The organism is Shewanella sp. 10N.286.52.A9 (genome assembly GCF_041468985.1).
In the GTDB taxonomy this organism is placed as follows: Bacteria; Pseudomonadota; Gammaproteobacteria; order Enterobacterales; family Shewanellaceae; genus Shewanella; species Shewanella japonica.
In genome coordinates, this window is sequence record NZ_JBFRJQ010000002.1 from 143,734 (window position 1) to 156,577 (window position 12,844).

General features: G+C 42.8%; 13 protein-coding genes. 7 read left to right on the forward strand and 6 right to left on the reverse strand.

Features of this window, described 5'->3' with window-relative positions; genetic code table 11:
- Positions 1-23: 23 nt before the first annotated feature.
- Positions 24-1,166 (forward strand): galactokinase, encoded by a 1,143-nt coding sequence (gene galK, locus AB4128_RS01675; protein WP_055022867.1) that lies wholly within the window; start codon positions 24-26, stop codon positions 1,164-1,166.
- Positions 1,167-1,251: 85 nt separating this feature from the next.
- Complete coding sequence (locus AB4128_RS01680; protein ID WP_055022868.1) at positions 1,252-2,286, forward strand: aldose epimerase family protein; 1,035 nt, start codon at positions 1,252-1,254, stop codon at positions 2,284-2,286.
- A gap of 100 nt (positions 2,287-2,386) precedes the next feature.
- Here AB4128_RS01680 and AB4128_RS01685 read toward each other — a convergent pair whose 3' ends face one another.
- On the reverse strand, positions 2,387-2,827 hold the full coding sequence (locus tag AB4128_RS01685; protein ID WP_055022869.1) for a hypothetical protein: 441 nt from the start codon (positions 2,825-2,827) through the stop codon (positions 2,387-2,389).
- A 323-nt stretch (positions 2,828-3,150) separates the two neighbouring features.
- Positions 3,151-4,143 carry an NAD(P)H-quinone oxidoreductase gene (locus tag AB4128_RS01690; protein ID WP_372036522.1) on the reverse strand — a complete coding sequence of 331 codons (993 nt, stop codon included), beginning with the start codon at positions 4,141-4,143 and terminating at the stop codon, positions 3,151-3,153.
- 443 nt (positions 4,144-4,586) lie between these two features.
- On the opposite strand from AB4128_RS01690, the gene AB4128_RS01695 reads away from it, so the two are divergent.
- The 5 genes from AB4128_RS01695 to AB4128_RS01715 all read left to right on the forward strand — a co-directional run bounded on the left by AB4128_RS01695 (position 4,587) and on the right by AB4128_RS01715 (position 8,151).
- Positions 4,587-5,381 carry an ABC transporter substrate-binding protein gene (locus AB4128_RS01695; RefSeq protein ID WP_055022871.1) on the forward strand — a complete coding sequence of 265 codons (795 nt, stop codon included), beginning with the start codon at positions 4,587-4,589 and terminating at the stop codon, positions 5,379-5,381.
- 334 nt (positions 5,382-5,715) lie between these two features.
- The gene (locus tag AB4128_RS01700; protein WP_055022872.1) at positions 5,716-6,447 is read left to right on the forward strand and encodes a DUF1538 domain-containing protein; all 732 of its coding nucleotides are present in this window, start codon (positions 5,716-5,718) and stop codon (positions 6,445-6,447) included.
- A gap of 64 nt (positions 6,448-6,511) precedes the next feature.
- Entirely contained in the window at positions 6,512-7,399 is an 888-nt protein-coding gene (locus AB4128_RS01705) for a DUF1538 domain-containing protein (RefSeq protein WP_080914766.1), read from the forward strand.
- 3 nt (positions 7,400-7,402) lie between these two features.
- Positions 7,403-7,753 carry a P-II family nitrogen regulator gene (locus AB4128_RS01710; protein ID WP_055022873.1) on the forward strand — a complete coding sequence of 117 codons (351 nt, stop codon included), beginning with the start codon at positions 7,403-7,405 and terminating at the stop codon, positions 7,751-7,753.
- Positions 7,750-8,151, forward strand: coding sequence for a CBS domain-containing protein (locus tag AB4128_RS01715; protein WP_055022874.1), 402 nt, complete (start codon positions 7,750-7,752; stop codon positions 8,149-8,151). The genes AB4128_RS01710 and AB4128_RS01715 overlap by 4 nt, the downstream gene beginning before the upstream one ends.
- Positions 8,152-8,226: 75 nt before the next feature.
- On the opposite strand, the gene rfaD is transcribed toward AB4128_RS01715, so the two are convergent.
- The 4 genes from rfaD to AB4128_RS01735 all read right to left on the reverse strand — a co-directional run bounded on the left by rfaD (position 8,227) and on the right by AB4128_RS01735 (position 12,663).
- Positions 8,227-9,180 carry an ADP-glyceromanno-heptose 6-epimerase gene (gene rfaD / locus AB4128_RS01720; protein ID WP_055022875.1) on the reverse strand — a complete coding sequence of 318 codons (954 nt, stop codon included), beginning with the start codon at positions 9,178-9,180 and terminating at the stop codon, positions 8,227-8,229.
- A 71-nt stretch (positions 9,181-9,251) separates the two neighbouring features.
- Entirely contained in the window at positions 9,252-10,268 is a 1,017-nt protein-coding gene (locus AB4128_RS01725; RefSeq protein WP_372036525.1) for a glycosyltransferase family 9 protein, read from the reverse strand.
- A 177-nt stretch (positions 10,269-10,445) separates the two neighbouring features.
- Complete coding sequence (ssb, locus tag AB4128_RS01730) at positions 10,446-11,174, reverse strand: single-stranded DNA-binding protein (protein WP_372036527.1); 729 nt, start codon at positions 11,172-11,174, stop codon at positions 10,446-10,448.
- Positions 11,175-11,295: 121 nt separating this feature from the next.
- On the reverse strand, positions 11,296-12,663 hold the full coding sequence (locus AB4128_RS01735; RefSeq protein ID WP_065109659.1) for an MFS transporter: 1,368 nt from the start codon (positions 12,661-12,663) through the stop codon (positions 11,296-11,298).
- Between the last annotated feature and the right edge of the window lie 181 nt (positions 12,664-12,844).

Genomic DNA, 12,844 nt, shown 5'->3' on the forward strand with positions numbered 1-12,844 from the left:
GCATTCTTTGGAACTGTAACTGTATGTCTAATCCTGCTCAAAAAGCCATGAAGTTGTTTGTACAAACATTTGGAACTACGGCTGACGACCTTTATCAAGCACCAGGTCGCGTCAATATTATTGGCGAACACACGGATTATAACGAAGGATTTGTTTTACCCGCTGCAATTAACTTTCACACTGTCATCGCTGTTAAAGAGCGCAGTGACAATACATTTCGTGCTGTAACTGATGCGTTTCCGGGTCAGATAATACAGTGGAAATTTGGTGAAGAAAGTACCAGCCAAGACAGTAATAGCTGGGGTAATTATTTAAAAGGATTTACCGCGTCGATGTTTCAATCGGGCCTAAAAGCAAAAGGGCTTGATTTAGCGATTGTTGGCAATGTGCCTTTAGGTGCCGGCATGTCATCTTCTGCTGCCTTAGAGGTCGCTTTTGGCACCGCTATCAGCTATGCCAGTCAACTGCACTTATCACCACTTGCTATTGCCCAAATAGCGCAACGTGGCGAACACCGTTTTATAAAAACTGAGTCAGGTATTATGGATCAAACCATTAGCGCCTTGGCTGAAGCTGATCATGCCCTACTCATTGATTGTTTAGAGCTTGATAGTGAGCCTGTCTCGATCCCTGAAAATCTCAGTTTATTAATTGTCGATCCACATATCGATCGCCAAAGTTTAATAGAACGATTTGAAGCACGCAAAAAAGAGTGTGCCGAAATTAACGACCTATTAGCCATTGAGTCATTAAGAGAAGTTAGTTTGGTGCAGCTAAATCGTGAAAAGCATGCCCTAGGTGACACGCTATTTTGTCGAGCAAGGCATGTGTTAACTGAGAATCAACGTACTGTAAATGCTGCTAGAGCACTTGAGCAAAATGATATAACACGTTTCAGTCAGTTGATGGCACAATCTCATGACTCAATGAAAACCGATTTCGACATTTCCACGCAAGAAATCGATACCCTTGTCGGTATTGTTAAAGACGTCATTGGCAACCGTGGCGGTGTTCGTATGAGTGATGGCTGCGTTGTAGCCTTAATTGATCATGAACTTACCGATGCTGTTGTCAACGCTATTGAAGCCAAATACCCAGAACAAACGGGGCTTGAGGCCATTATTTATTTATGCTCAGCCAGTGATGGTGCAGGCAGAATCGACTAAATCACTAAAGCATCAGCTGGCAGTGTCTAATAGTGAATGTAGCGGCTGCCACACGGCTTAATTATCTCATCAGGAAGAGACTACAATGATTGAAATCACGGCATTGGAGCCATGGCAAGACCCTCGTGGTGGCAGCATCGAGCGTGTCCGAATCGATAACGGCAACATCGCAATCGAAATTCTAAGCCTAGGTGGGATCATTCGTGAATTATGGACTGCAGATAAATTTGGACAGCGTCAGAACATTGTACTGGGTTGTGATAGTGTCGCTGACTACTTAGCTCAGCAAGCCTATTTAGGAGCGATTGCAGGTCGCTATTCTAACCGTATCGCTAATGGTCAATTGCATTATCAAGGGCAAGACTATCAACTAGACATTAACCAAGCGACAAACTGCTTACATGGCGGTCGTGACGGGTTTCATTTAAAGCAATGGCATATGGAAACCTTAGCTGATGGAGTGCGGTTAACGGTCGACAGCCCTGATGGAGAAATGGGCTTTCCTGGGCTATGTAAAGTTCAGCTAGACTACCGTTTAGAAGGCAATAATTTACTTATCGACATGCAAGCTCAGGTCGATAAAGCCTGTCCTATTAGTTTAACTCAGCACAGTTACTTTAATTTAGAAGGCGCTGATAGTGAGACGAATGTGGATCATCACATTCAAGTCGATGCCCAGCAATATTTAACAATGAACGATGTCGGCGTGCCTACCTCAATGGATGAAACGCTCGGCAGCGACTTAGATTTATCAAAACCGACGCCTTTTTCTGAGCAGACACAGCGAGCAGCATTAAGCGCTACCAATGGTTTTGACCATTGTTATGTATTAGCTCAGACAAATCATGATCTTGTTCGCTTTGGTTGCCTATCAAGCCCTAAAAGCGGCCGCACCATGACCATCTACACTGATCAGCCTGGCGTTCAGTTATATGGGGCAAACTTCCTTGAGGGAACAAAAGGTTTTAAAGGGGAGATTTATCAATCCCATCGCGCTGTATGTATTGAGCCGCAGATGCTACCAGACTCTCCAAATCAACCCCACTTACCGGGTGAGCCGTGGATTGCTGCTGGTGATACTTATCACCATCACACTCGCTATGAATTTGGTGTGCTATAAGCCCTGAGAATTCGCCATAAAAAAGGCGCTACCCTTAAGGGAGCGCCTTTTTTATTGTAATGACAATACTATAGTCAACCAATGCCGTTTTGCATTGATGCTACCTGTCGTCGTCACCATCATCACTCATACTGGCTTCAAAACCCGTATCTTCAAATTCCATATCGTCATCAGCATCCATGACATCATCCATTGGCTCGTCGGGAACAACCGGCGCCTTACTTTTCACTTCAGGTGCTGAATCTGGCACTGAAGATAGTTCAATATGTGCCTCATGCTTTGCCATAAACTCAGCTCTAGCGGCTTGCCATGCTGCATCATGTTCAGCTTTTGCCGCAGCAAGTTGCGCATCATCAAGTTCATGAAGATTCACTTTAACAATATCTTCGACATACTCACCAATGGTATTTCGACTCGCATTGAATAAGTAGATCCGTCCAGGTGACGCGTCAGGTAAACGGTTATCATGAACGACGATTGACGTGCCTCTTGCAGTTCTTAATTCACCGAACCACACTTGTTTTTTTGCAGTGTTATACATATATGCTAACGCCCTTAAATCAACACATACCTTTAAAAATGTACTGATGAGTACATCGTTTAATAAATAAACCATACAGTTAACGCATGACTATTGAGGGTAATTAATCAAAAACTTCTTCAAAAATCAACTGATGTTTTATGAAGTTTTTGATATTTTGAACTCAACAATAAAATCGATATCATAGTGAGCTAGGCGATTCACCTACCCGCATATCAATCGCTAATAATCAGACAATATGGCTGAAAATTAACCCTCTCATACACGCTCAAATTTAGCCCAAAATACGTAAGCTTCAAGTTCTCAATTCGAAAAAATCTGTTCTATATCACTTTCAATACAATTTTACCTTGATGCTGTCCTGACTCCATATATTGATGTGCTGCGATAACCTCTTCAAAGGCAAAGATCTTATCCAGCTTGATGTTAATTGAGCCACTATCAAGTAATGGCCAAATTTGCGCTCTCAGTGCTGCAGCAATGTCGGCTTTCGCTTCAACACTTTGCGGCCTCAAGGTGGAACCTGTCCAGCTGATCCGCTTTGCCATGAGTCTAAAAATATCCACTTCCGCTCTTATTCCCCTTTGCATGGCAACAGTCACCATTCGGCCATCCATTGCCACCACTTTGAGGTTTTTATTCACAAAATCTCCACCCGCTATATCAAACACCACATTGACCCCTTGGCCATCTGTCGCATTAAGTATCGGCTCGACAAAATCTTGTGTGTGATAATTAATGGCAAGTTCTGCCCCCTGTTGCAGACAATATTGGCATTTTTCATCGGAACCAGAAGTGACAAATACGCGTGCTCCCATTGCCTTAGCGATTTGAATTGCTGTTGTTCCGATACCACCTGAGCCACCGTGAATTAATACAGACTCACCTTTACTCAACCCTGCTCTGATCATCATGTTGCCCCAAACCGTAAAGCAGGTTTCGGGTAGTGCAGCAGCTTGCTCAAAGCTATAACCTTTAGGAATAGGTAAACAATGACTAGCAAACGTCACGACTTGTTCGGCATAGCCGCCACCTGGAACTAAGGCACATACTTTATCGCCAACTTGCCATTGATAAACACCTTCTGCGACAGCAATAATCTCACCTGACACTTCTAAGCCTAAAATAGGACTAGCCCCTTTGGGGGCTGGATATGCCCCTTCTCGCTGCTTAATATCGGGGCCGTTCACACCTGCAGCATGGACGTTAATGACAACCTGATCCGACGTTAATGCTTGAGTGATTAAGTCATCTTGAGATTGTGCAATATTCATAACTTCTGCGCTTCCAGGCTCAGTAAAAGTAATATATTTCATGATATAAACCTCAATAATAGTCAGTCGCACAAGGATGAAATAAGCACCAGAATGTGACCAGATGGACAACATGACCTTGAAACAAATTAGCCTCTAGACACCTTCAGCTCGAAAACTGCGCCGAGACAAAAGCATGAAGATAACATTGCTACATAACTTATCAATAACTCACGACGATTAACGATTTCGCTTTACAAAACTGGCAAAAATACCAAGAACGATTAAATTTAACCTAATAGATTGCCGCTTTAAGATACAATAACTCAAAGAGTTAGACTCACTGCTTAACCTTATGACTTCAAATGTACACGAAGTAACTTATTACTCGGGAAGATTTAGTTATACTGTTCTCTATTGACTCAACAAACTAATAATGGGTTGCTTGTTAAGCCTGTTATAAGTTGCGAACACATAAACTGACTGGAATTTATATCATTGTGAAAATGACGCTAAACACAGCCTTAACTAAGTTGTTCGCTTGCACTACAGCATGTCTATTGTGCCTTAGTAGCCTTTGGTCAGCGTCTTTATCTGCCAAGCCCCTTTTAATCGCATCTGATATTTGGTGCCCTTACGTTTGTGAAGGTCAAACAGGCTATGTCACTGAATTAACAAAAAGGGCTTTTGCTGAAATGGATCAACCGGTTCATTTTATCGCAGTGCCATTTAATCGTGCTTTAAAAGAAGTCCAACACGGAAATATTGATGCAATCTTAGCCGTCACGCCAGAGCATGTTAGCCAATTTAATTTATATACTGATGAAGTCGTTGTGGGTTATGCAAGCAAAGATTTCTACACCACGACAGGGTTTGCTTGGCAATTTAACCAGCTTGAAGATTTAGATAACGTGCAAGTTGGTATCATTCGTGGTTATGACTATGGCGAGCGATTAAACGATAAAATTGCCAATTCAAATCGTTTCTACATTGCGACTGGAAACCAGCCGTTAACCATGAACCTAAAAAGGCTTATCAAAGGCCGCTTTCATGTCATGCTGGGTAATAAAGTGGTTATTCAAAACACGGCTGAAAAGCTAGCTCTAGATGATCAAATTCGCTTTGCAGGTACCTTCGGTGAGCCATTGCCTTTGTATGTTGGCTTTAACCAAGGTGCGACTAAAGCTGCCAAAATGTTTAATCAAGGGCTAACTAAGCTCAAAAAAACGGGGGAATACCAACAAATATTGGATAAATACAATATTGAGCACCCAGCTGATCCCTTAGCGCTAACTCCTTAATTTTAAATGCCTAAGCTTTACAATACCCTAGTTATACACGCCCTAGTTATACATGCCTTGCACTGAACGACTCCCCCCGCCCACAATTAGCACCTTTTAGGTTTGATTGTTTATTGCAAATACCCTCGGTTCGATTCACCTAGCGCACATTTTCAAAGACAAATTGATCTAGCTCAAAACTATTGCAACTTTTGTTAAATTTCTGTTGCCTCAATGTGTAACCTTGGCAAACTGAATACATAAGTTAGACCATTCCAATAAGGCGTTTTCTTTTCCCTATACGCGAGGAATTACGCTTAAGCGATTGTCATTATTAACTTTCACAGGAGGTGGAATGAGCGGATTAGTTAAGTTATTACAATCTATGCTCGGCAGTTTTCGAGATTTAGTCCCCATTATTTTAGTGGTGAGTTTTTTTGAAATTTTTATCCTCCAACAAGCTCCTGATAACCTTTTTTCTATCCTTGTCGGTGTCATCTTTATCGTTTTAGGACTGACTTTTTTTGTGTTCGGATTGGAAATGGGCCTATTTCCAATCGGTGAGTCCTTAGCTCATGCCCTTGCTCGCAAAGGTAGCACATTCTGGTTAGTCATTTTTTCTTTCTCACTCGGCTTTGGCACGACCCTAGCAGAACCCGCGCTGACCGCTGTGGCAGCTGAAGCGGCTGAAGTCGCAGCAGAAGGTGGCGCCATTGCCGCCACAGAAGCAGCAATGGACAGTTATGCGATGGGACTGAGATTAACGGTGGCAGTCTCCGTTGGCTTAGCCATCTTGCTTGGAGTAATCAGGATTGTTAAAGGCTGGCCAATTCATTACTTGATCATCGGTGGCTACATTATTGTCATGATCCTCACAAGCTTCGCCCCAGAAAATATCATCGGCATCGCTTATGACTCGGGTGGCGTGACCACGTCAACGATTACAGTGCCATTAGTGACGGCATTAGGCGTGGGCTTAGCCACTGTGATTAAAGGCCGAAACCCAATGTTAGATGGCTTTGGACTCATTGCTTTTGCAAGTTTAACGCCGGTAATTTTTGTCTTACTTTACGGCATGGTGTTATGACAATGATGTGCAATAAAGGCATTACTTTACTTAATGAGCAGGTACAATTTGCCAAGGAGGCCAAATGACGTGGCTTTATCAGTTATTAGAAACCTTGCTGCTCACAATGCGAGATGTGATCCCGATAGCCATCATTCTATTTGGATTCCAATTAGGTGTACTTAAACGTCCTATAGCTAACTGGAAAACGGTGGTGCTTGGGTTTGTTTATGTCACCTTCGGGTTAAGCTTTTTCTTAGTCGGACTCGAACTGGCGCTGTTCCCAATCGGTGAAAATCTTGCAAATCAGTTAACCTCACCAGAAATTTTGCACCCTGATGGTTCTGCTGGGCCTTACATCTGGCAAGACTATTTATGGGTGTATGTCTTTGCTGCCGCTATTGGATTCAGCACCACCATTGCCGAACCCTCATTGATTGCAGTCGCTATTAAAGCGAACGAAGTGTCAGGTGGCACGATTAGCACTCAAGGGTTACGTATTTCGGTGGCAATTGGCGTGGCTTTCGGCATCTCGCTAGGCTGTTTTCGCATCGTCGTTGGTGACCCAATCCATTATTACATCATGGCAGGTTATGTGGTGGTAGTGATCCAAACCTTCTACGCACCTAAATCCATCATCCCACTCGCGTATGATTCAGGTGGCGTCACCACTTCAACTGTTACCGTGCCCCTGGTCGCAGCATTAGGTTTAGGTTTAGCCTCAAATGTTGAAGGACGTAATCCACTTATTGATGGCTTTGGGCTTATCGCTTTTGCCAGTTTGTTCCCCATTATTGCTGTAATGAGCTATGCCCAACTTGTAGCCTGGCTAGATAAACGAAAATCCCAAGCAATTGATGAAACTGAGCTCAATGAAAAAAATGCAGCCGTTCCAGCAGATATATCAGAGGCACTTCCTAGTTCAGCAGTGCCAACTTCAACAATAAAAAATAATCATTCCATTAAGGAGTAATAAATGCGATTTAAGTTAATTATCGCTTTTGTTGACGACATCACGACAGACACTGTACTTGATGCCGCCCGAGAAGCTGGCGCTACTGGCGCCACAGTTATCAACCATGCTAGAGGTGAAGGGCTAAAGAAAAAGAAAACCTTCATGGGCTTAGGCTTAGATGTTCAGCGTGATGTGATTTTATGGCTAGTAGAAGAGCATATGAGTCGCCATATTTTAGAGACAATATGCGAGGTGGGCGGGTTTAACACTAACCCAGGCCAAGGTATTGCGATTCAAATTGATGTTGAAGATGCCGTTGGTGTTGCTCATCAAGTTGAAAAACTCACCAATGATATTAAGGATCAAATATGAAGCCGACAACGCCTATTAAAAATCGAGATGTATTGATGAATCAATACGCTATGATTGACGGTATGCTGACCATTAGTGAAGCCATTGCCATCGCGGTGGAACAGAATGTCTCTATTTTGGTCGTCAACAAGCGTAATGAGCATGATGAATATGGCATGCTATTGCTCAGCGATATTGCCAGAAAAGTCCTCGCAACAAATAAGTCACCGGAGCGAGTTAACGTATATGAAATCATGATTAAGCCGGTGATGGCTGTCAGTGCAGATATGGATATCCGTTATACCGCTAGGCTATTTGATCAATTCCAAATCAATAAAGCACCTGTGGTTGAAAACAGCAACATTATTGGCTTTGTGACTTATGACGATATCGTGCTTAAAGGCATGGTTAGTCAATAGCATTAGGGTTTTGCCAATAAAAAAGCCTTGATGATTGACTCATCAAGGCTTTATAGATTTGCCATCAATCTATGATTACTGACCGATAAAATGTTGGTCTTTTAGCCAATCTAAATACTCAGGCACTGCTTGCTCAACCGTTTTGAAGACATGGTCACAACCCACTGAACGAAGCAAGGTTAAATCTGCTTGAGTATAGCTCTGGTAAGCACCCTTTAATTTATCAGGGAAAGGAATGTATTCAATGTCGCCTTTACCATGGTACTGAATAACGGCATTTGCTACATCATTAAAGCTTTGCGCTTCACCTGTTCCGCAGTTAAACACACCAGACACTGACTTGTTCTGCCATAACCAAATGTTCACTTTAACGACGTCTTCAACAAACACGAAATCACGTAGTTGCTGACCATCTTCATAGCCATCCACACCGGCAAATAAACGACAAACGCCGTTCGCTTTGATTTGGTTATTAAAGTGGAATGCTACACTCGCCATGCCGCCTTTATGCTGCTCTCTAGGACCGTAAACGTTAAAATAACGAAGACCTGCAACTTGGGCAGTTGTGTCTTGTTGACGGACGTATTGGTCAAACAAGAACTTAGAGTAAGCATACACATTTAGCGGTTTTTCAACTTCGCGCTTCTCAACAAAAGTGTCACTACCACCGTACACAGATGCCGATGATGCATAGATAAATTGCACATTATTTGCTTGGCTATAATGCAGTAATACTTTTGAGTATTCATAGTTGTTTTGCATCATAAACTTGCCATCCCACTCAGTGGTCGATGAACATGCTCCTTGATGGAAAATCACTTCTAATTTACCGTCAAACTCGCCCGCTTTAATGCTGGCTAAAAAGGCGTCTTTATCTAAGTAATCAGCGATTTCGCAATCGGCTAAATTAAACATTTGCGTGCCATCAGTAAGATCATCGACGGCGATGATATCTGTACGGCCCATTTCATTAAGCGATTTAACTAAATTACTACCGATAAAACCTGCAGCACCTGTAACCACGATCATAAGCTCAATTCCTGTGTATTGGCGTGAACATACATCACGCTTAAACCAAATCTTGTTTTGATAACCTTAACTTAACGGCTAACGTCTGAATAAAATGAATCTAAAAACGCCACAGCCTCAGTGGCTGCCTTGTCAAAATCAACTAACGCCATATTGCGACCCGTTCTTTTTCCAACAGGCGGTGTATAAGATAATCGGCGATCATCCGCTGATAACGACTGCCAACGTATATGCGGTGCAGAGCGTCTGCCTGCATAAAACCCTAATGTCGGCACATTGTGTAGACCTGCTAAATGCAAAGGCCCGGTAGAGCCTGCGATAAACATATCAGCAGCCACTAATGACTCAGCAAATTCGCTCAGGCTCGATAATGGTTTGGCTTTTTCAACCTTAATGCCTTTTTCAGACAAAATAGCGACCATTTCGTCGGCAAGCACTTCTTCTTGGCCGCTGTAAGTGACCACAAATCGGCAATCTAACGCAGTACGCTGACTAATATCAATAAGCATATTCGAAAATGACTCAACAGGCACCCCGCCCGACGAGCCACCTGTACCAGGATGAGCGAAAATCAACTTTTCTTCACCCTGTTTATTGTAATACTCTTGCCACTTGTGCTTTTTATTGCTCATATCCCAAAAAGGTCGTTTCACTTCTGGAATAGGGTAATTGTGCTCTTTTAGAAAGTGCTCAACAACATTACAACCTCTTCGCCAAACAGAAATGCCATCTTGATATTGTGCGTTGGTTCTGTGTTTATAGAGATATTGGTACCAATTTAGCGTGGGAACCAGTACATAAGGAATTCGAGCTGGTTTAAGTAGTTTATAAACTCGGTATTGAGACAATGAAACGATAGCTGCATCATAATGTTGCTCTTTAATCAGCTCTGCAATAGCCGCATCATCACCTGTATCAACTAAGACGTTATCCACATGAGGGCATGCCTCGGCAAAACTTTTCACTACAGGAGCAACAAATACGTCAATTGTTGCGTCCGGTATTGCCTGTTTTAACATGCTAAGTGCGGGCCACTTCGTGGTGAAGTCACCAATTTTATCATGTCTAACATACAGGATTTTTTTCATTTATTCAGATCCTAAACTCTTTGTTATCCGTCAAAATAAACCAATGAATGTTTCATTTTATACCAACAAAGCGTGCTTCACACTCATCATCAATCAAACTTGTTAATGAACAACAAAAAATCCCTGCATAACAGGGATTTTAAATATCACTTCGATTAATCCAACAAATACTGTGAATTAGAACGGGATATCGTCATCCCAATCACCGCCTAAATCTGGCGTAGTGTTCTGCGGTTGTGGTGTTGGCGCAGGACGCTGTGCTGGAGCAGATTGTTGCTGGAAACCACCTTGCTGTTGTTGAGCAGGTTGTTGGAAACCGCCTTGTTGCTGGACAGGTGCTGGACGTTGAGCAGGCTGCTGGTAACTACCTTGCTGCTGCGCTGGCGCTTGAGGCTTAGGCGTGTAAGCAGGCTTTTGAGCTGCTTGCTGTTGAGCAGGCTGCTGATAACCAGCTTGAGATTGCTGCTGTTGGCCGTATCCGCCTTGAGATTGCGGTGCACTTTGCTGAGGCGCATTACCATAGCCACCTTGACCTTGGTTCATACCACCTTGCTGACCGCCTTGGCCACGGCTATCAAGCATTTGCATTTCCATTGCATTGATTTCGGTTTTGTAGCGATCTTGACCCGTAGTCTGATCCTGCCACTTGCTGGTTTGCAGTTTACCTTCTAAGTAAACTTTAGAACCTTTTTTCAGGTATTCGCCAGCTACTTCAGCTAGTCGACGGTACATCACAATGTTGTGCCATTCAGTGCGTTCTTGTTGCTGACCTTGCTGGTCTTTCCAAGATTCACTTGTTGCTACAGTAAAGTTAGCGACTGCGTTACCGTTTGGCATGTAACGAACTTCAGGATCTTTACCTAAATTACCAACCAAAATTACTTTATTCACACCACGACTGGCCATTGAAATCTCCTGCGATTTACCATGTTCTAAATTTATTTATGTTCAAATTCTGTTGAATCAATTATGCCATTTTTATGTCTGTTGACACATCAACTATCACACAAAAATACGAATTTAATTCTTAGCTGACAGAGCCTAACACAGCTCGGGCTTCTCTTAAATCGAATTGATCATCTACTTTTAAATAAGCAGCTTTCTCTTCAATCACGACAATTGCCTCAGCAACCCCTGTAAGTTGTGATAGCTGAGTTGCCATATCTTGGGCATGATTTCTATCTTTCGCTTCAGCTTCAAGCGTATAGCTTTTAAGAAGCACTGGTTTTTCCATGCCAATGGTCAATAATAACCACACAAACATCAACGCTAACGCGACATAAAAGACACCTGAAGCGCCGACCAATTGATAAGCGCCACCACCTAACATGCCACCACAAAAAGCACCTAAGAATTGACTGGTCGAGTAAACCCCCATCGCAGAACCTTTATCGCCCATAGGACAAAACTTTGCGATTAAGCTAGGTAATGATGCCTCTAAATAGTTAAAGCCGGTAAAAAATAACACCACAGCGCCACTGAGCACCCACAAATTATCAGCATAAATTCCCATAGCAGCGAGTGATAGCATCATTATAAGCAATGAGATTTGGAACATAGTTTTAGTGTTATTGCGCTTAACGCCAATAATGATCAAAGGCACCATTAAAAAGAATGCGCCAACAAAGGCAGGGAAGTACAACATCCAGTGCTTTTCTTTGACTAAGCCTGCATCAACTAAATCTAAAGGTAATGCGACAAACACCGCTGTTAATACTAAATGAAGAATAAAAATGCCCGCATCTAATCGAAATAACTGAGGGTCCATCAGCATACGTTTAAGCTTGGTCGGCGTAGCAACAGTATCCCCTTTAGGGGCTTGAGACACAGGGTTTGGTACTAAGACCTGCACAATCACCATGCCTAACACAGCTAAAATGGCAGTTAAAAAGAATAAACCTTCAAGGCCAGCATATTGAGCGACTATCGGCCCAGCAAGTAAAGATAAAGCGAAAGAAAAACCAATACACATCCCAATGATTGCCATGACTTTGGTTCGTTGTTCATCACGGGTTAGGTCGGCAGCGAGTGCCAATACCGCCGCAGCAATGGCTCCCATGCCCTGTAAAGCACGGCCCAGCACCACACCGTAAATATGATCAGACATCGCAGCGACAATACTACCAATAGCAAAAATGACTAAACCACCTAAAATGATAGGCTTTCGGCCATATTTGTCAGACAACATGCCCATGGGAATTTGCAAACAAGCTTGTGTTAAGCCGTATGCCCCTATGGCAATACCGACCCATAATGGCGAGAATCCTTCTAAGTGTTGGCCGTAAAGCGCAAACACAGGCATGATCATAAACAAGCCCATCATTCGTAAACCAAACACGCTGGCTAACGAAAAAGCGACTTTTTTCTCTATGCCGGATAGTCCATTCTTGGCCATTCACTTGCCCTTAATTTTGTCACAGTAAAAATTTTGAGTTGCGCATATTATCACAGCGTCCTAATTTAGCTCAAAAGGAATAATGAACCAAGCAGCAACTGATTGTCGTATTTGCTAATGAGATTAAACAAACAGGTTATAATGTGTTTTATATCCCAGTTCAGGTTATCCCGAATAGGAA

Excerpts from the sequence above, each read along its gene's own strand:
- AB4128_RS01680 (WP_055022868.1), top strand. The coding sequence starts at position 1,252 with ATGATTGAAATCACGGCATTGGAGCCATGGCAAGACCCTCGTGGTGGC.
- AB4128_RS01700 (WP_055022872.1), top strand. The coding sequence starts at position 5,716 with ATGAGCGGATTAGTTAAGTTATTACAATCTATGCTCGGCAGTTTTCGA.
- rfaD (WP_055022875.1), bottom strand. The coding sequence starts at position 9,180 with ATGATCGTGGTTACAGGTGCTGCAGGTTTTATCGGTAGTAATTTAGTT.
- galK (WP_055022867.1), top strand. The coding sequence starts at position 24 with ATGTCTAATCCTGCTCAAAAAGCCATGAAGTTGTTTGTACAAACATTT.
- AB4128_RS01690 (WP_372036522.1), bottom strand. The coding sequence starts at position 4,143 with ATGAAATATATTACTTTTACTGAGCCTGGAAGCGCAGAAGTTATGAAT.
- AB4128_RS01725 (WP_372036525.1), bottom strand. The coding sequence starts at position 10,268 with ATGAAAAAAATCCTGTATGTTAGACATGATAAAATTGGTGACTTCACC.
- AB4128_RS01715 (WP_055022874.1), top strand. The coding sequence starts at position 7,750 with ATGAAGCCGACAACGCCTATTAAAAATCGAGATGTATTGATGAATCAA.
- AB4128_RS01695 (WP_055022871.1), top strand. The coding sequence starts at position 4,587 with ATGACGCTAAACACAGCCTTAACTAAGTTGTTCGCTTGCACTACAGCA.
- ssb (WP_372036527.1), bottom strand. The coding sequence starts at position 11,174 with ATGGCCAGTCGTGGTGTGAATAAAGTAATTTTGGTTGGTAATTTAGGT.
- AB4128_RS01685 (WP_055022869.1), bottom strand. The coding sequence starts at position 2,827 with ATGTATAACACTGCAAAAAAACAAGTGTGGTTCGGTGAATTAAGAACT.
- AB4128_RS01710 (WP_055022873.1), top strand. The coding sequence starts at position 7,403 with ATGCGATTTAAGTTAATTATCGCTTTTGTTGACGACATCACGACAGAC.
- AB4128_RS01735 (WP_065109659.1), bottom strand. The coding sequence starts at position 12,663 with ATGGCCAAGAATGGACTATCCGGCATAGAGAAAAAAGTCGCTTTTTCG.
- AB4128_RS01705 (WP_080914766.1), top strand. The coding sequence starts at position 6,512 with ATGACGTGGCTTTATCAGTTATTAGAAACCTTGCTGCTCACAATGCGA.